General features: G+C 48.8%; 18 protein-coding genes. 7 read left to right on the top strand and 11 right to left on the bottom strand.

Annotated features, from left to right (window positions below; all coding sequences use genetic code 11):
* Positions 1 to 149 precede the first annotated feature (149 nt).
* The gene (locus NG796_RS07845) at positions 150 to 1343 is read right to left on the bottom strand and encodes an NAD(P)H-quinone oxidoreductase subunit H (RefSeq protein ID WP_261205347.1); all 1194 of its coding nucleotides are present in this window, start codon (positions 1341 to 1343) and stop codon (positions 150 to 152) included.
* A 190-nt stretch (positions 1344 to 1533) separates the two neighbouring features.
* On the opposite strand from NG796_RS07845, the gene rsmH reads away from it, so the two are divergent.
* From rsmH to NG796_RS07860, 3 genes are all read left to right on the top strand, one after another.
* Positions 1534 to 2406, top strand: a complete 873-nt coding sequence (rsmH, locus tag NG796_RS07850) for a 16S rRNA (cytosine(1402)-N(4))-methyltransferase RsmH (protein WP_261205473.1) — start codon at positions 1534 to 1536, stop codon at positions 2404 to 2406.
* A gap of 350 nt (positions 2407 to 2756) precedes the next feature.
* Positions 2757 to 4424: a SpoIIE family protein phosphatase gene (locus NG796_RS07855; protein WP_261205348.1), complete on the top strand. Its 1668-nt coding sequence runs from the start codon at positions 2757 to 2759 to the stop codon at positions 4422 to 4424.
* Between the two features lie 3 nt (positions 4425 to 4427).
* The gene (locus tag NG796_RS07860) at positions 4428 to 4853 is read left to right on the top strand and encodes an ATP-binding protein (RefSeq protein ID WP_015148816.1); all 426 of its coding nucleotides are present in this window, start codon (positions 4428 to 4430) and stop codon (positions 4851 to 4853) included.
* Positions 4854 to 5291: 438 nt separating this feature from the next.
* On the opposite strand, the gene NG796_RS07865 is transcribed toward NG796_RS07860, so the two are convergent.
* A complete protein-coding gene (locus NG796_RS07865; RefSeq protein ID WP_261205349.1) occupies positions 5292 to 5738 on the bottom strand; it encodes a nuclear transport factor 2 family protein in 447 nt (148 codons plus the stop codon).
* 488 nt (positions 5739 to 6226) lie between these two features.
* On the opposite strand from NG796_RS07865, the gene queG reads away from it, so the two are divergent.
* The gene (gene queG, locus NG796_RS07870) at positions 6227 to 7165 is read left to right on the top strand and encodes a tRNA epoxyqueuosine(34) reductase QueG (RefSeq protein ID WP_261205350.1); all 939 of its coding nucleotides are present in this window, start codon (positions 6227 to 6229) and stop codon (positions 7163 to 7165) included.
* 32 nt (positions 7166 to 7197) lie between these two features.
* On the opposite strand, the gene NG796_RS07875 is transcribed toward queG, so the two are convergent.
* The gene (locus NG796_RS07875) at positions 7198 to 7965 is read right to left on the bottom strand and encodes an ABC transporter ATP-binding protein (RefSeq protein WP_261205351.1); all 768 of its coding nucleotides are present in this window, start codon (positions 7963 to 7965) and stop codon (positions 7198 to 7200) included.
* A 99-nt stretch (positions 7966 to 8064) separates the two neighbouring features.
* A complete protein-coding gene (locus tag NG796_RS07880; protein WP_261205352.1) occupies positions 8065 to 8301 on the bottom strand; it encodes a hypothetical protein in 237 nt (78 codons plus the stop codon).
* Between NG796_RS07880 and NG796_RS07885 the strand changes: the two genes are divergently transcribed.
* The gene (locus NG796_RS07885; protein WP_261205353.1) at positions 8278 to 9102 is read left to right on the top strand and encodes an ABC transporter permease; all 825 of its coding nucleotides are present in this window, start codon (positions 8278 to 8280) and stop codon (positions 9100 to 9102) included. The genes NG796_RS07880 and NG796_RS07885 overlap by 24 nt on opposite strands.
* A 270-nt stretch (positions 9103 to 9372) precedes the next feature.
* Positions 9373 to 10017, top strand: a complete 645-nt coding sequence (locus NG796_RS07890; RefSeq protein WP_261205354.1) for a Uma2 family endonuclease — start codon at positions 9373 to 9375, stop codon at positions 10015 to 10017.
* A gap of 64 nt (positions 10018 to 10081) precedes the next feature.
* Here NG796_RS07890 and NG796_RS07895 read toward each other — a convergent pair whose 3' ends face one another.
* From NG796_RS07895 to NG796_RS07920, 6 genes are all read right to left on the bottom strand, one after another.
* Complete coding sequence (locus NG796_RS07895) at positions 10082 to 11095, bottom strand: ABC transporter substrate-binding protein (protein ID WP_261205355.1); 1014 nt, start codon at positions 11093 to 11095, stop codon at positions 10082 to 10084.
* A gap of 205 nt (positions 11096 to 11300) precedes the next feature.
* Entirely contained in the window at positions 11301 to 11678 is a 378-nt protein-coding gene (locus tag NG796_RS07900; protein WP_261205356.1) for a nuclear transport factor 2 family protein, read from the bottom strand.
* Positions 11679 to 11762: 84 nt separating this feature from the next.
* Complete coding sequence (locus NG796_RS07905) at positions 11763 to 12662, bottom strand: oxaloacetate decarboxylase (RefSeq protein WP_317619284.1); 900 nt, start codon at positions 12660 to 12662, stop codon at positions 11763 to 11765.
* A gap of 10 nt (positions 12663 to 12672) precedes the next feature.
* On the bottom strand, positions 12673 to 13749 hold the full coding sequence (gene hrcA / locus NG796_RS07910) for a heat-inducible transcriptional repressor HrcA (RefSeq protein WP_317619285.1): 1077 nt from the start codon (positions 13747 to 13749) through the stop codon (positions 12673 to 12675).
* A 400-nt stretch (positions 13750 to 14149) separates the two neighbouring features.
* Complete coding sequence (locus NG796_RS07915; RefSeq protein WP_261205358.1) at positions 14150 to 15067, bottom strand: NAD(+) kinase; 918 nt, start codon at positions 15065 to 15067, stop codon at positions 14150 to 14152.
* 223 nt (positions 15068 to 15290) lie between these two features.
* Entirely contained in the window at positions 15291 to 16262 is a 972-nt protein-coding gene (locus tag NG796_RS07920) for an SDR family oxidoreductase (protein WP_261205359.1), read from the bottom strand.
* Positions 16263 to 16719: 457 nt separating this feature from the next.
* On the opposite strand from NG796_RS07920, the gene NG796_RS07925 reads away from it, so the two are divergent.
* The gene (locus NG796_RS07925; protein WP_261205360.1) at positions 16720 to 18222 is read left to right on the top strand and encodes an alanine/glycine:cation symporter family protein; all 1503 of its coding nucleotides are present in this window, start codon (positions 16720 to 16722) and stop codon (positions 18220 to 18222) included.
* Positions 18223 to 18278: 56 nt separating this feature from the next.
* Here NG796_RS07925 and NG796_RS07930 read toward each other — a convergent pair whose 3' ends face one another.
* The gene (locus NG796_RS07930; protein ID WP_261205361.1) at positions 18279 to 18422 is read right to left on the bottom strand and encodes a hypothetical protein; all 144 of its coding nucleotides are present in this window, start codon (positions 18420 to 18422) and stop codon (positions 18279 to 18281) included.
* Between the last annotated feature and the right edge of the window lie 185 nt (positions 18423 to 18607).

Below are 18607 nucleotides of genomic sequence, written 5' to 3' on the forward strand. Positions count from 1 at the left end.
CAATCAGGCGGCAGAGCCGCAAATAATGCGTGTCACGGCAGAGCCATGACACGAAAGGTCTATTTCTATTAGTCGGTTTCAACCGACTTTAGCTGTTAGGCGGGGGTTCAAACCCCCGCCAGTTGTTGCACCTACAGGCGGGCATTTAATTATCGGTCAACGGAACCCATAATCACATCGATACTGCCGAGAATTGCCACAATATCCGCGACTTTGTTACCGCGTAAAATCGAAGACAAGACTTGCAAATTATTGAAGTCAGCCGCGCGGATTTTCCAGCGCCAAGGGAAGACATTATCATTACCAATCAGATAAATTCCCAGTTCTCCTTTGCCACTTTCCACTCGGAAATAATGTTCTCCAGCAGGAATTTTAAAGGTAGGGGCAATCTTTTTGGCGATGAATTGATAGTCAAATCCGTTCCAGTCGGATTTGGGTCCTTCCATCATCCGCTTGGCTTCTAGGTTCTCGTAAGGTCCACCGGGAAGACCCTTTAAGGCTTGGCGAAGGATTTTCACCGATTCGCGCATTTCGGCCATGCGGACGGTATATCGCGCTAAACAGTCCCCTTCGGTTGCCCAGCAAACTTCCCAATCAAAGTCGTCATAACATTCGTAATGGTCAACTTTTCTTAAGTCCCACTTAACGCCGGATGCTCTCAAAACGGGACCGGAAAGACCCCAGTTGATAGCTTCTTCCCGGGAGATGACGCCGAGGTTTTGAATCCGACGACGGAAAATGGGGTTGTTGGTGATTAGGCGTTCGTATTCGTCAATAACGGGATCGAAGTAGTCGCAAAAGTCTTCGCATTTATCCACCCAACCGTAGGGGATGTCAGCGGCGACGCCACCGATGCGGAAGTAGTTATTATTGACCATGCGTTGCCCGGTGGCGGCTTCCCAGAGGTCATAAATCATTTCCCGATCGCGGAAAATGTAGAAGAATGGACTCAGTGCCCCGACATCGGCGAGGAAGGGTCCCAACCAGAGTAGGTGGTTGGCGAGTCGGTTCAGTTCCAGCATGATTACCCGCAGGTAGCTGGCACGTCGGGGAACTGCGATGTCGGCGAGTTTCTCCGGCGCATTGACGGTTACCGCTTCGTTGAACATTCCCTCAGCGTAGTCCCAGCGACTAACGTAGGGAACGTACATGATGTTGGTGCGGTTTTCGGCAATTTTCTCCATGCCTCTGTGCAGGTAGCCCAAGACTGGCTCGCAATCGACGACATCCTCGCCGTCAAGGGTGACGATTAGGCGCAGCACCCCGTGCATGGAGGGATGGTGCGGTCCCATGCTGAGAATCATGGGATCGGTTCTGGTTTCTATCCGGGTTGGTGGTGCCATAAATTCAGGGTGCTCCTGTTGAGACAGATTTGGGCTGCCCTACCCGCCTGACAAGGATTTTCTCCAATCTAAAATCGGGACGGGGTAAGGCTGTTCTGTTACCAATTGTTTCTTTTTGTTTCATTGCTTTCATCATTATAGGGAGATTGGGTCCGTGGTAAATCAGGGAGTGAGTGTAAATCCCGAGGCAATGGAGGGGTTTGTCCATTTGTCGGTGTTGAGTCGGGAAGTGGTGGAGGGGTTGGCGATTCGTCCTGGAGGGCGTTATTTGGATGCGACGGTGGGTGGGGGGGGTCATTCCCGGTTGATTTTGGAGGCGGCCCCGGGGGTGCAGTTGGTGGCGATCGACCGCGATCGCCTCGCCCTAGATGCCGCAGGGAGTCGGTTGGCGGAGTATGGGGATGCGGTGACATTTTGGCAAGGGAATTTTGCCGACTATCAGCCCCAGGAGATGCGGTTTGATGGGATTGTGGCGGATTTGGGGGTGAGTTCGGCGCAGTTAGACCGCCCGGAACGGGGGTTTAGTTTTCGGTATGAGGCTCCGTTGGATATGAGAATGGATGAACGGCAGGATTTGAGTGCCGAGGAAATTGTCAATCATTGGGATGAGGTGGAATTGGCGGATATTTTTTATCGGTATGGGGAGGAGCGGTTTTCTCGTCGGATTGCGCGGCGAATTGTGGAACGGCGTCCGTTGGAGACGACGACTCAGCTTGCCTCAGCGGTGGCTTCTTCGGTGCCTGGGAAGTACCGCAATGGGAAAATTCATCCCGCAACCCGGGTGTTTCAAGCCTTGCGAATTGCGGTGAATGGGGAACTGGCTGCTTTGGAAACGTTTTTAGAAAAGGCTCCTGAATGGTTGCATCCGGGGGGACGTCTGGGTATTATTAGCTTTCATAGCCTAGAAGATCGACTGGTCAAGCATCGGATGCGGGATTCACCGCTTTTGAGGGTGCTGACGAAAAAGCCGATCACGCCAGGGGAAGCAGAAATTGCCCACAACTCGCGATCGCGCTCGGCCAAGTTAAGAGTATTCGAGCGCATTGAGCCGGATCTAACCTAGGAGGGGACACTCCACTGGGTTAATCCTGATGTCAAGGGTTTGGAGGGGCTAGAAACACTGACCCACTGCCTCACCTCAACAGAGTCACGGTCTTTAACAAATTGACCGAACTCAATTGCACTCGGCTCACAAGCCAGCTCTCTATGTTAAGCTCATTTGAGCGGAGAAAAGCCCGTTAGTGCCTGCCGATCGCCGGGTACTTTTGTAGAGAAAGGAATGCCCACCCAAAGCGTGATTTGCCAGTGGTGTTCTCAACCCGTTAGGCACCCGATTGAGATCGGCCCGTCGAAAACAGCCGTACAAGGGCGCAAGTCACACTGAATCCATATAGCCTGTAAGTGGGGTATCGCATGAGTCGGGGAAAAGGGAGCAAGCTGAAACTGATGGTGGTCGATGATGAAATCGACAACCTAGACTTGCTATACCGGACGTTTCGGCGGGACTTTGACGTTTATCGAGCAGATAGTGCGTTTAAAGCTCTGGAGGAGCTGGACGAAAGCGGCGAAATGGCCGTGATTATTTCAGACCAGCGAATGCCAGAAATGAACGGCACAGAATTTCTCAGTAAAACGGTAGAACGGTTTCCCGATACGATTCGGATTCTACTGACCGGCTACACCGATGTAGAGGACCTGGTAGAGGCGATTAACTCCGGCCAAGTATTCAAGTACATCACCAAACCGTGGAACCCTGAAGAATTAAAGGCGGTGGTTCAGCAAGCGTCTGAAACTTATAAGGTAGTTAAGCAAAGTACAAATATTCTCCGTCGCGCTCTGCGCCGGGAAGCATTATTTAATGCGGTAATGAGCGCAATTCGGGAGTCATTGGACTACCGCAGTATGTTGCAGACCATTGTGGAAACCGTTGGCGAAAATTTTGAGGCGACTCGTTGCATTCTGCGACCTGTAGAGGGCGATCGCCTCACGCCAGACTCGTTTTCCTATCTGAACCCTAACACAGGCTCCATTGATGTACCCGAGGAGGAGGACGCCCTCATTGCCACAGTCTTGGAAAGCCGTCAGACTCAATTAGTTCAAGGAGACAACAATGGCAAGGATTCCACTCGCTTGGTTGTCCCCCTGAGCTACCAAAAGGATCTGCTCGCGGTGATGTCGGTCTACCAAGATGGCAGCGCTAACAGTTGGTCTCCTGAAGATATCCAATTGATTGAAGGGGTGACCGAACAAGCCGCCCTGGCGCTGTCTCAAGCCAAGCTCTATCAGCGCACTGAGGAGCAAGCCCAGCAAATGATGGCTGAATTAGAGGTGGCTCGTCAAATTCAAACCAATTTGCTTCGGCAAAGTTGGCCGGAATTTGAAACCGCTCGGGTTCAAGCCTCTTGCTATCCCGCTCGCGCCGTCGGTGGTGATTTCTTTGAGGTCTACGTTCATGCTCAAGGTGATATCTGGGTCGCTGTGGGTGATGTGTCCGGGAAGGGGGTACCCGCTGCCCTGTTTATGGCGAGTGCTATTTCGGTGATGCGGCGCGAACTGGCCCAGGAAACTTCGCCCGAACCCGAAACAGTCATGATGAACCTGAACAGCGCTCTGGCCGATGACCTAATGGGCAATAACTGTTTTATTACAATGGTTGTGGCTCGTTATCGCCCCTCTACCCGAGAGTTGGCCTATGCAAATGCTGGACATATCTATCCCCTCGTCTGGTCTCATCAAATGTTAACTTCTTCTGATGCAGCCACCATTGAACCCAATTTCCTCAAAGCTCGGGGCATTCCTTTGGGAATTTTACCCGTTTGGAGAGGCAAGGTGGGGAGCATGGAGTTAAATCCAGGGGAAGTTTTTCTGCTAACGAGCGATGGTCTCACAGAGGCCACCATCACCAATCCAGACTCCTCGATTGGACATCATAAGGGGTCGATGTTGGAACAAGAAGGTCTCTGGCAGTTGATCGGTCAGGAAAATCACCCCCTCGACCTCAATCACTTATTAGCTCGCGTCCGCGAAATTGCTCAAGAGCAGGAAGATGACCAAACTATACTTTCTCTGGAGGTTCTGTAAGCAATGAGAACTGAGTTGCACGTCCCAAGCGACTTGCGGTTTTTGACGATTGTTGAAAACTGGCTGTTGGGCTGTCTGGAAATGGAGCTTGGAGATCATATTGAGTGGCCCCGTCAGTCGAATCGCTTACGTTTAGTTCTGGCGGAAGCCTATTCTAATGTGGTGCGTCACGCTCACCGGGATCAACCCAATCTCCCGGTCCTGGTTCGTCTGGAACTCAAGGAACGGGATATCGCCCTGGAAGTTTGGGATCACGGCAAAGGGTACGATTTGTCTACCTATATGGCCCCAGTCCCGGAACAAATGCCCGATGGCGGTTATGGATGGTTAATTATGAATCGTCTGATGGATCGCGTTGAGTACAGTCTCCAAATTGATGGTCGTAACTGTCTCAAGTTGGAAGCGAGTATGTCAGAACAAAAAGTGTAAGCGATTACCTGTGGAACGGCGATCGCTCTATTTTTTTCCAGGGTTCAGATCGTCCGTTCGGGCGGCGAGGATTCTCCTATGAAAGCTACTCTCTAGGCGATCGCCCCTTGACGTTCTCCTCTCGCCCTCCCTCTAAAAAAGGGGTGCATTCTATGTCTAAGAACTCCACAAAATAAAATATCCAAAACCTACCCCCTCAAGGGTGGGGAGAAACGCGGACAAAGCCTCCCTAAGCCCGCTACAAGAGTTAAGTAAATTCTCAACCATCGGATTGGGATAATTTATGTTTTAGCATACCCTAAGCATTTTAAAAACTCTCTCTCCCCCATCCTCCCCATCTTCCCCATCCTCCCCATCCTCCCCATCCTCCCCATCCTCCCCATCTCCCCCATCCTCCCCATCCTCCCCATCTTCCCCATCTCCCCCATCCCCAATCCCCTACCGTCTCAGGTTGACTAATTCTTTCAAGGATGCCAACAATTTAACCCGGACGCTGAGAATTTCTGCCTCTGGATTCAAGACAAAAAACCAGGCAACGTTCACTTTAAAAAAAGCTGTCTCGACCTGTCCCCGGATTTCAAAATGCTGGTTTCCCTCTTCAACCGATTCCTGAAAGTCCGATCGCGGATAGAGTTTCATTCCTTTAGCTTCCGCTTCTAAATAGGCGGCGATCGCCTCCGGTCCCACTACAGGTTCCTCAAACGGTGGTTGCAGTTCCCCCTCCGGTGCAAATAACTCGCTGACTGATTCAAACTCCCCTTCATTCAAGCCCTTAAAATACTGCTGAATAGTTTTAAGAAACTCCTCTTGTCTTCCTCCTTCGGACATAGAATTATCCAAATTTGAGTTATAATTAATCTCAGTTAGGGTCTCTATAGTTGTCATAATTTTGTCGTAAAATTTTTGAATTCAATTGATAACCATTATAATTCTAGGTCACCAAATAAAATCTGGCTGCGGAAGAAAACCAAAACTTCCACAAGCCAGATTAAGTTTGCCTAGGGAGAGGCAAGAACGTTGGGAAAACTTATATCAATCTCAAGGCGAGGGTTGTATCTCCTCCCAGAGATCCAGATAAAAACTTACAGAGTTTAAAATTTAGAGATTCTTCGCCGTGGAGGTTCTGCCACCAACACGGAGGATTAAGCCAGTAAGCGGATTATTTTCGCTTCTGCTTTTCCTTCTTGACTCCCATTATGTAACATTTCTTTACAACTAGCAACCCCTGGATAATCAGAATTATCAATCACTGTCTTAACCTAGAGTAATGAGAGTCCCCAACCACGGCGACTGCCTTAATTTCAGCCGATCGCCTCGCCACCGATCGCCCCACCCAGAGAGGCGATCGCATTCACCTACCCAGAAATCTAGCCATGAACCCCACCCCCACCCAAATTAAAGCCAAAGCCGAAGAATTAGGATTTCATCAAGTCGGCATCGCGGCGATCGACCCCCCAGACCCCGCCCCCATCGCCGCCTTACAACAGTGGTTAGCCCAAGGCTATCAGGCTGAAATGGAGTGGATGAACAATCCCAGACGCCAGGATATCCGCCAAGTCATGCCCGATGTCCAATCCGCAATCTGTGTCGCCCTCAACTACTACACGGAACACCAACACCCCCAAGACCCCAGTTATGCCAAAATCTCTCGCTATGGGTGGGGGCGGGACTATCATAAAATCATGCATAAAAAGCTTAAAGCTCTCACTTTATGGCTGCAAGGGCACAACCCGGAGATTCAAGCCCGCTATTATGCGGATACCGGCCCAGTCCAGGACAAAGTGTTAGCACAACGGGCGGGAATCGGTTGGATTGCTAAAAATGGCAATGTGATTTCTCGACAGTATGGTTCCTGGATTTTTCTCGGGGAAGTTCTCACTAATTTACCTTTAACCCCGGATTCTCCCCATACTTCCCATTGTGGAACTTGTACCCGTTGTATCCAGGCTTGTCCTCCGGGGGCGATCGAGCAACCTTTTGTAGTCGATGCCAATCGTTGTATTGCTTATCATACCATCGAAAATCGTTCAGAAACCTTGCCTGACTCCATCCAACCTCACTTAAACCGCTGGGTTGCCGGTTGCGATATTTGTCAGGAGGTTTGTCCCTGGAATCAACGCTTTGCTCAACCTACAGATGTTAGTGAGTTTCAACCCTATCCAGAGAATGTTTCACCGACGCTGGCAGAGTTAGCGGATATTTCTGATGAAGAGTGGGACCGCAGGTTTCGCGGGTCGGCATTGCGTCGGATTAAACCGGCGATGTGGAGGCGGAATGCGAGGGCGAATTTAGATAGGATTAAGAGGGATTAACAGGGATTTCAGGGATTTTCGCGGAAGGGGAGTTAATTTCTTAGGGTTTGAATAAGTTGGCGTTTGATTTCTATGAATTCTGGGGTGAGTTTGGTATCTAAAGTGCGAGAGGGTGGTAGAGATATGGCTTGTTCCTCTTTGATTTGTCCCGGATTAGCACTCATGATATAAATGCGTTGGGATAGGAAGATTCCTTCTTCTAGGTCGTGGGTTATCATTAAGATGGTGGTCTGGGTTTTTGACCACAGTTCTATCATGAATTGTTGCATCTGTTCTTTGGTTTGGGAATCTAAGGCTCCAAAGGGTTCATCCATGAGTAAGACTTCGGGTTCGTTGGCTAAGGCGCGGGCGATCGCAACTCGTTGTTTCATCCCTCCAGAGAGTTGTTTGGGATAGGCATTACTAAATTTTGTTAATCCGACTACTTCTAAATAATAGTGAATTTTCTCCTGTCGTTCTGCTTTAGTCATACCTTTGAGGGATAGACCAAATCCAATATTATCGCTAACGGTTAGCCAGGGAAATAAAGAGTAGTTCTGAAAAATCATCCCGCGATCGCACCCGGGTCCTAAGACGGGTTCTCCATCAATCAACACTGTTCCAGATGTTGGGGTTGCTAGTCCTGCTATAATGTTTAATAGGGTCGATTTTCCACAGCCCGATGCCCCGACGATACAGACAAACTCATTGGCTTGAAGGTGGAGGTTGATATTCTCTAATACCACCAGGCGATCAAAGCTTTTATAAAGTCTTTTGACTTCGAGTTTCGGAGAATTAGGTTCGGGAGCGGCTTGGTTCATTTGATTAACTGCGATCGGGTTATTTTAAATAAAATTTGGGGGCGCGGCGCAATTTTTTTTTAAGTTTGGCTTGCCAATCTTGCGGTTTATGCTATTATATTAGATAATCAGAGTAGTGAATAAAATTTTATAATAAGCACCACTCTGATTATCTAATATAATATCATGAAAATCAAGCGGCGGCGCATATTTTAAAAAAAAGTTGGCGCGCTGCAATTGTAACGTTATTTTAATCCCTGGGCGATCGCCTTCGTCTGGATGCCAACTGCGATAGAGTAGACGGGATTCGTTGCGACGAGAGACTAAAAGATTATGCCGCGATCGCCTAAACCCCATCTTAAACCTTCCATATTTTGGAGTATTCGGCAAGGATTTCCCTACCGACTCCGGATTTTGTTAGCCATCAGCGCCCTTGCCATTCCCCTGCTAGTTTGGTCTATTTTAAGCTATGGCGGGTGGATTTCACCCATGCTGTTGCCCACTCCCACCGCTGTTTTTAGTGCAGGCATTCAAATGTTTGCCCAAGAGAACCTATGGGGGGATGTAGTTGCCAGTTTCCTGCGTGTCACTGCCGGATTCTTTGCTGCTGCTGCCGTTGGCATTCCCATCGGCATTGCGATGGGAACCTTTTACAGCATGGATAGTTTATTTAGCCCGCTTGTGGGAACAGTCCGATATATGCCCGTGGCAGCATTTATTCCCTTAATCATCGTCTGGTTTGGACTGGGAGAAAGTGCCAAAATTGTGATTATTTTTTTAGGCATTGTCTTTTATAATGCGATCATGATTGCGGATGCAGTGAAGTTTATTCCTAATGAACTGTTGAATGCAGCTTATACCCTAGGTGCGAACCGATGGGATATTTTAACCAGAGTGATTTTACCCGCATCAGTACCCAGCATTTTAGATACCTTGCGAGTGAATATAGCTGGGGCTTGGAATTTCTTAGTGATTTCTGAATTAATTGCAGCCGATCGGGGGTTAGGATTTAGAATAGCCCGGGCGCAACGGTTTGTGCAAACCGATCGCGTCTTAGTAACCATTGTAGTAATTGGGGCGATCGGCTTACTCCTAGATTTAGCCTTTAAAACCCTATCCAAACGAGTCACCCCTTGGGCAGAACATTCTCAACATTAACCGCGAAGTTTAGAGGATGAAGCCAATCAAAATTGGTTTTCATCTCCTAAACTTCGGGAAGAAGGAAAAGAGCGAGTTGCATCATTATGAGGGACATTCTAATAGTCCCTCTACGCGATGAGTCCGGAAAACTCTATATCTCTATATTCATCTTAACAAAACAGGCTGGAGTTTCGTTCGATTTCGCCCCAATCGCGATCGCCTCCTCAAACATCGGATACAATAGGAGAGTGCAAAACGAACCTGGCAACCACCCGATTGCCCCTAACGATGACTCAAACCTTAGTTACCCCACCAGAAGTCGGTTCCCATTTGGTATTATATGGCGTCAGTTGGGAGATGTATGAACAACTGCTGGCTATTTTTGAGGAAAATCCGACGCCGCGCATGACTTACTACAAGGGAACGTTAGAACTGATGACGCCGTTACCGGAACATGAACGCTATAGCTGGACCTTGGGACGTCTGATTACGGCTCTATCGGAGGAACTGGAGATGGAAATTTGTGGGTTGAAATCTACAACCTGGCGATCGCAACCCAAAGCAGTCGGGAAAGAAGCTGATGAATGTTTTTATATTCAAAATGAACGGGTAATTCGCGGTAAATTAAAGATTAATTTAGCCGTAGACCCCCCGCCAGATTTAGCCATTGAAATTGATACAACCCATTCCTCTGTGAATCAAATGGATATTTATGCAGAACTAAAAGTTCCAGAGGTATGGCGTTGGCAGCAGGGGAAACTCAGCCTTTATTGTTTAACTGAGACAGGGTATGTAGAATCAGAAAACAGTTTAGTCTTTGGTTCGTTTCCGGTGAAAGAATTGGCGCGGTTTATGCAGTTAGACTCGGAGAAAGGAGAAAATGCTAGATTGCGGGAATTTCGGCAGTGGGTGCGATCGCAATTGCCAAGATAGAGAATTGCTGACTCAAAGGTGAGGGGATGAAGCGAATCAAAATTGACCCTCATCCCCCATCAACTTAATTGGATCGTTTGTCTCGTAGGGCAAGCACAAATCTCGGGTCAATGAAGGGCGTTAAATCAGGAAGTTGTTGGATTTGATTTCGAGATTTTAAGAATTGGGCGAGGGAATTCATAGTGTTTAATAAATAGAATTCACTCTCAGGATTTGCCAGCATCTCGATATTTGCGTTCAAATCTGGGAGACGCACCCCTTGCAATCCGGCTTTTAATTCATCAAGTGGAATGCCTAATTGAGTGGAGGCGATCGCCACCCCTTCCTCGGGATTGGCTTCCAGAAATGCCAATCCTTCCAAAACTCCGGCAACAAAGGCTTCTACCATTTCTGGATTGCGATCGGCATAGTCCGCATCGAACACATAAAGGTCATTAATTGCCGTCGGCATTTGGGAAGAATCATAAATAATTCGTCCATCAGGTTGGGCAGTATTGGCTTGTTGTAAATAGGGGGCATAAGTGACGGCGATGGGAATATTTCCCGATTGATAAGCTGCCGCTGCTGAATCCGGTGGCGCATTAATTAAAGTAAAATCTCCCGCCCCCAAACCCACTGTATCCAACACTTGCAACAAGAAAAAATGACTAACACTGCCTTCTTCTACCGCAATTTGTTGACCGCGAAAATCAGCTAAACTGGTAATACTCCTGCGGGCTAAAATTCCATCGGCACCCACAGAAGTATCTTGGACTAAAACAATTTTAAATGCCTTACCTGCTGCGGCTAAAGTTACCGCCTCCGACCCCACTGGAGAAACCGCATCTAAGCGGCGAGAAATAAAAGCCGTATTGGCATCGGTATTAGCACTAAAGACTTTAATATCTAAGTTTAATCCCCGGTTCTGAAAAAAGCCTTTAGCTTGGGCAATATAAAGGGGAGTAGAACCCACCCAAGTAAATAAGCCTAGGGCAGGGGATTGGGTATTAGTTGCAGGAGTACAAGCGTGTAAAGCCAGACCCCCAGCGGCACCAACTAGCATCCACAGAGTTTGACGACGAGTCCAACGTTGAGTCATGGGTTTAGGAAATAGGATAGACGCGATTGTATTGTATCTGAATTAAATCCATAGGGAGGATAATCAAAGAAAAAGTTGTCCAATCGCGTATAAAGTACCCAGGAGGGACGTTGCCTCTTGGGTTTTCGGGTAATTCCAATCCCTAAACGACTTCTACAGAAATCAGAGACGGATGAATTGGCGATCGCCTCAAAATTTACGGGGTTTAAGAGATTTTCCCGATATGAGCAGCAACGATATGCCAACTTCCGCTTGAAGAGACAGCCCAAACTCGCGTGAACCGAAAGTCTCCATGTGCAGGGCTGCCATTGTAACTCCCAGTGATTTTCATTCGGACAGAAACGATCGCAACTTCTCCATGTATTTGAATATGCTGCTCCGATGGTTCCAACTCATGAATCTTAATTAACCCTGATTCATGAGCACCTATATCATCTTGTTTTGCCAATAATTCTCCTAGATGACTCGTAATCAGAATATCCGGGGCTAGTAGTTCATTCAAAACGGGTACATCAGAAGCAAGCATTGCCTGTCTTAGACATTCTTCGGCATCAATAATTTGAGTTTCCACTGTTTTATTCATATAATTTTTTCCCAATTATAAAAATTTTTCACGCCTTATAAGTGAAACTTTCGCAATAAAACCCAATTTTATTTATTTTAAGGATTATTCGTTAAATTGCGAAAAGTCTTGTTCTAATTGTCGATATTTCGGCACATCAATGATGGTTTCAAAGTTTTGAAAATTCACTAAATTATCAAACCCAGTCGTTGTTTGATGTTGTCTTAAATACTGGAAACAGTCCTCGATCGCCTTCGTTGCTGCAAACAACCCCGACAACGCATACACCGCAATTTTATACCCCAATGCCTCTAACTCCTGCGCTGATAACACCGGCGTTTTTCCCCCTTCTATGGCATTGGCAAACAACGGTACATCGGGAAAGGCGGTGGCAATTTCCTGTAACTCCTCTGCGGACTGCGGAGCCTCTATAAATACAATATCTGCCCCGGCTTCATAATAGGCGCGACCCCGACGAATGGCTTCGGGTAAGCCTAACGGTGCTCTGGCATCGGTGCGTCCGACAATGACTAATCCACTCTCACCTCGGGCTTGGACTGCGGCGCGAATTTTTTGTATATGTTCTTCGGCAGGAATCACCCGTTTTCCTTGGAAGTGACCGCACTTTTTCGGCCATTCTTGGTCTTCTAAAATCACGCCCGCAATTCCCTGCTGTAGGGCATCGGTGACAGTGCGGATGACATTCAGGGGGTTACCATAGCCGGTATCAATATCGGCAACTACGGGAATTTTGACTGATTGTGCGATGCGGCCTACACTATATAGCATTTCCGTGGCGGTGAGGAAGCCATAATCGGGCCGTCCCAGGGTGGAGGCAGAGATGCCGAATCCACTGGTGAAAACCATTTCAAAACCGGCACGTTCGGCGAGTTGGGCGCTGATACAATCATAAATCCCCGGAACGACGAGCATTCCGGGGCGCTGGAGGAGTTGTCGCAGAGTGTGAGTTGAGTTCATGATTCGAGTGGCGATCGCAAGCAACATGAACCCTATTTTAAACGCTGAGTGCCTCCGATAAATAATCTGCTGCCGCCTCTACGATCGCGATCGCATTTTCATAAACCATCCGCGTGGGTCCGAGAACCCCCACACTCCCCACAGGGACGGTTCCGCGATGATAAGTCGCCGAAACCAAGGTACAGGTTCTAATCGGTTCTAAGGGATTTTCCGCCCCGATTCGCACTTGCACCCGCCGTCCGGACCCTTCCGGTGCAGGGGGTTCAAAAATCAAGGGTAAAAGTTGGTCCTGTTCTTCTTCCAGTAATTGAATCAGGGTCTGGACTTGGGTCAGTTCACAAAATTCCGGTTGTCTCAATACTTCTGAAACGCCACTAATCAAAATTTGAGTTTTGCCCGGGGTTTGAGCACGGAGGGCTAAATCTTGTAACCAGTGACTCAAGACTTGGGCATACCGCTCAAATTCTCGGCCTAATTCCGTCCAATCCAGGGCGGATAATTCGGCGAGGGTTTGTCCGCGTAGATGGTTATTGAGGAAGTTGGAGAGGATTTGCAACTCGCGATCGACCACTTCTGCATCAGCGAGGGAGTCCTCTGAGGACTCGGGAAGTTCTATGACCGCAGATTGGGTTTGATAGTTATCAATCACCACCACAATCATAATTTTGCGCGGTTCAATCTGGATTAACTGCAAATGCCTCAGACAAGCGGTGTGAGTCTGAGGCATTGTAATTAAGGCGATATATCCGCTGAGGGCCGCCAAGATTTGAGAAGCCCCGCGCAATACGGCTTCAAAGGCCCAATTTTCTAACTTCAGGCGATCGCTCAGGGCTTGTTCCACTTGGCGCGAGATGCCATCGTCGGGTTTAATTAGCTTATCTACATAAATACGATAACCGGAATCCGAAGGGATACGACCGGCGGAGGTATGGGGTTGATAAAGTAATCCGGCTTTTTCTAACCACCCCATTGCATTGCGAATGGTGGCGGGACTGACGCTTAAATTATATTCATCCACCAAGGTTTTAGAGCCTACAGGTTCGGCAGTGGCGATATAGTGCCGGACAGTCGCCCATAAAACATATTGTTGTCTTTCGTTAAGGTTCATTTGCACAAATATGGGAGCCAAAGCCAAATGTAATCGGTTTTAAAAACTGAGCGGTTATCAAGTGAAAAGGGAGTTATGGAAATCAGCCCTAGGGTGAACTACGCCCATTGTGGGGATCCGTCAGTGGAATCCGGACTAGGTAGAATATAGCGACGTTTACCCTGAAATTCTGCTGCTGTCGTTACAGGTTGGGAGAAGGTTCACGCTCTTTTGAGACGGATTTCCATTGGGTTTAGATTCTATTTTAGTTGAAAAAGGTACGGGATGGGGGTTTGGGACCCTGGAACAGGCGGGTCCCGCAGGGGGAGGGTAGCCCTTGGTATAGGGGGGTAGTCGCCTTATCCCGAAACGTTCAAGTGCGATCGCCCCAGGGACTGGGCCGAGACTGCACCAGAGGGCCTCGGGATTAAGGCAGTTCTACGGAAGTGGGTTTCGCAATGTGAGGCAGACCCCACCCCAGTTTTTCTCGGAGAACATGGAAGAATTCCGGGGGATTAATCCGGATAAATTTAGCCGAGTAGGGCGATCGCTGAATTCGCACCTGGTCCTCAGGCAACACATAGCACCCGGCATTCCCATCCACCACCATTACCAAACGATTGGTATTCGCTGGAAAAATCGTCACAGGTTCAGTATTGGCAAACACCAAAGCCCGAGACGCTAGAGAATGGGGACAAATCGGCACCAGTTGCAAGACCGGGACATCCGGGGTAATCACCGGACCCCCAGCCGAGAGACCATAAGCCGTTGAACCCGTGGGGGTGGAAATAATCACCCCATCGGCGGCAATATCTACCGGCGCATGACGTCCCACTTGAATTTCAAAGTGACACATACAGGTGAGGGGTTCCCGGTGTAGGACCATTTCATTCAGGCAAAGTGCCTCCCAGACAACGGTATTGTCTCGGATAGCCTGCACCGTGACCATAGTCCGTTCTTCGATTTGATAGTTCCCCGCTACCACCTGTTCGATCGCCTCGGGAAGTTGGTTGAGGTAGGTTTCCGTCAGAAACCCCATGTGGCCCGTATTGACCGTTAACAAGGGAATGCCGCTGCTTGCCACCTGCCGAAATGCGGACAGCACAGTGCCATCGCCTCCCAACACCACCGCGAAAGACATTTCAGCGTTAAATCCAGGAGGGGTGAGCTGTTCGACGGTGGTATGACAGACCGGCTTATCGAGGTCAGAATAGCCCAGAATGCCGCCCATGCCGGTGGCGAGAGCAACTTCCCAACCCAATCCAATCAGCTTGTCTCTCCATTCTTCGGCAGCGCGACAAGCTACGGGTTTAACATCGTTGTAAATAATGCCAGCTTTGGGCACCGCGAAAAAGTCCTGCTAGTGGTTTATTAATTGCCAGAGTTAGGGATGGAATAACATTCCCGATGAGTCACCGTGAATGCACTGGGCGGATGAATGGCACTTGTGATGCCAAATAGCCCTGTGAAACTAGAGTCTGAACAAAGCTATGCCATTTGTCAAGAGCCTTTAGGCGATCGCCCTCTACAGGCGAGTTCCTTTCATGGGGCTCACCCCACAGCAGGGGTTAAAATGGGACTCTGCGTTTGGACTGCTTCTTGGTTTTGCTCTGTTCGTAATCTAATTCTTTCAACTTCTTTAAAATTCGGCTGAAATACTCTTTCAAGTACGATTCTAGGGTAGTTGTGTCCTTGGGGTCCAATCCAAAGACAGGATACACTTCATCCATATTGGCCGTTAAGGGTTTCTCTGAGGCGAGCACTTCAGCAAATGCCAAGCGATCGGCTACATTCCAACCCCATTGGAAAAATCGCACCACCCGGCGAAAGGCTCGCAGGACACCCAAAGGCATTCGGGTTACCTTGGCTTTTTCCCCTGAGAGTCGTTCGCACTGGTCGATAATTTCCTGGGGAGTCCAAGGACGAGTCCCCACCACGGGAAAAACAGACTTGGAGGTTTCAGGGACCGACAAGGCCCTTACTGCAAATTTAGCAATGTCCTGGGTATCCATATAGGCGATCGGAGCAGTTTGGTTAGTCACCCACACCGCTTGATTGTCCAAAATGGGGATGGCATATTGAGAAATCAACCCTTGCATGAAGCCCGCTAATTGCAGGATGGTGTAATCTAATCCCGATTCAGCCAGAAAGACTTCTGTGCAGCGTTTAATTTCCATTAAGGGGACTTCTGGATACTGGTCCGCATCCAGAATCGAAAAGAAGATATACCGTTCGACCCCCGCTTTTTTGGCAGCTTGAATGAGTGCAACTTTACCTTCCCAGTCCACTTGTTTGATGCTCAAAGAATCCGTTGGCCGATTCGTTGCTGCATCAATAATCGCCGTCACCCCTTCTAGGGCAACGGGCAAGGTTTCTGGATCACATAAGTCTGCACGGACCAACTCAGCGCCCCATTCTTTTAAAAAGGCCGCTCTTTTGAAACTGCGTACTAAACAACGTACCTGGTATCCCTCGTCTAAGGCGCGACGGGCAACCTGTCTGCCTAGGGTACCAGTGGCACCGACAACCAATAAGCTCATCCAGGATAGTTTGACGAAATTTTAACTTTTATGAAATTTTATCAGAGATTCCTGAGATTTCTTTGGGAAATTCGTTACAAATCTGAACAATTTTGACCCATTGCGCTAAAAAACGTAAAGAATCGAGGGCACTCAGGTCCCTACTTACCTCAAACCAGAGCCATCTCCAGTCTCCTTCTATATCTAACGAGACCAGGACCTAGGACGCGGATACCGTAATTAGAGACCCTAGGACTAGAAACCGGCTTTCTAACCGTTACTGGATCCCCGGACTAGGATCCCAAACTCAAACCGCCTCAACCCCCCAGTGTCTTGACAAAACTACCCAGATTGGTTACAGCTTGAACGATAAAAAGGCGTAATATTTCTGTTAAGCCCAGCTTGACCCGCCAAAGGCAGTCGATTCACATCTTGAACAATCCCATCAATGTCCCATTCCCTCTAACCAACTGCACTTATGAAGAAACGCTGGATTTCACTAATCATCCTATTTCTACTGGCCCTGCCGATCGCCGCAGTCGCCCAAGAAGCTGAAGAGGCTGCACCCACCGGGTTCCTCCCCACCCTCGATGCCGTCTTCACGCAACTGGTGAACTGGATGTCTGCGGTCCTCTTTTTCGATTTTGGCCTGGGCATTCCCTTCATTGTCTTATGGTTGATTAGCGGTGCGGTTTATTTCACCATTCGCATGGGCTTTATCAACTTCCGCGCCTTGAAGCACGCCTTTTTTGTCATCCAAGGTCACTATGACGACCCTGCCGAAATCGGAGAAGTCAGCCATTTCCAAGCCCTAGCGGCGGCCCTGTCCGCCACGGTGGGACTGGGAAATATTGCCGGGGTGGCGATCGCCATTTCCCTGGGGGGACCCGGGGCCATGTTCTGGATGACCATCGCCGCCTTATTCGGCATGACGAGCAAGTTTGTGGAATGTACCCTGGCTCAAAAATACCGCGTTGTCTTGCCTGATGGGCGGATTGCCGGTGGCCCCATGTACTATCTCTCTCGGGGTTTAGCCGAAAAAGGTAAGGCTCAACTGGGCAATATCATGGCAAGTTTGTTTGCCATCCTCTGTATTGGGGCGGCCTTCGGTGGGGGCAATATGTTCCAAGCGAACCAATCCTTTGCGGCTATTTCTGGCTTATTCCCGATGATACCCAACTGGCTCTACGGAATCGCTCTCGCCTTCTTGGTTTCCCTCGTGATTATTGGTGGGATTCGCCGGATTGGGAACGTTGCCGGTGCACTTGTCCCGGCTATGTGTACCATTTACGTTGCTGCGTCTTTGTGGATTATTCTGAGCAATCTGCCTCAGATTCCGACTGCCTTTGCCCAAATTTTTACCGAAGCGTTTGTCCCTCAAGCGGCTTATGGGGGATTAATTGGCGTCTTAGTCCAAGGGTTCAAGCGAGCGGCATTCTCCAATGAAGCGGGGGTCGGTTCAGCGGCGATCGCCCATGCTGCCGCCCGAACTGAAGAACCCGTCCGCGAAGGCATTGTCGCCCTCCTCGAACCCTTTATCGATACGGTGATTATCTGTAACATGACCGCCTTAGTCGTCATTATCACCGGAGAATATGCCAACCCCAACACCGCACCTGGGGTAGAAACTACCGCTGCCGCCTTTGCTTCCGTGATCAGTTGGTTCCCCGTCGTTCTCACTTTGGCGGTCTTTCTGTTTGCCTTCTCCACCATGATTTCCTGGAGTTACTACGGTGAACGTGCCTGGACCTACTTGTTTGGCGAAAGCACCATGATTGTCTACCGTATCATTTATGTCGTTTGCGTCTTCCTTGGGAGTGTCATCAACCTAGGTGCCATCCTCGATTTCGCCGATATGATGTTCTTTGCAATGTCCTTTCCCAATATGTTAGGCGGGTTCCTGCTGGCGGACAAAGTTCGGGCGGATCTCGATAGTTATATGCTCCGTCTCAACCGTGGCGAAATGCCAGTTTATAAGTAGTCTTGTATCTGACTCCCTGAAAGGGCTGGGGTGAGGTTTAGTCTTGATTGTTTGACTCATCCTCTCCCCAACCCCACTTCGTTACTATCCACCGCCTCTGTAATTCCATCCCTGTATAACCCTACTCCTAACCCCTGTAAAACTTCTCCGCGTTCCGGGGTAAAGGCTCCCTGGGTGTTATTGTTTTCCCAATAAACCATAAACAATGCTCACCAGTTTACCTCTATCCCTTAAGGGGACGCACAGAATTGACTTGGGTTGAGCTTGTTAGATATAAGAATCCCTGGTAAAATTGTTGCGGCGTGGGGCATCATTTAACATCAGAGTTTCTTGAATACGGGCTACATAATTGACTATAAATTCCCAAAGGGTCTGACAGTTTTTC

The organism is Laspinema sp. D2d (assembly GCF_025370755.1).
In the GTDB taxonomy this organism is placed as follows: Bacteria; Cyanobacteriota; Cyanobacteriia; order Cyanobacteriales; family Laspinemataceae; genus Laspinema.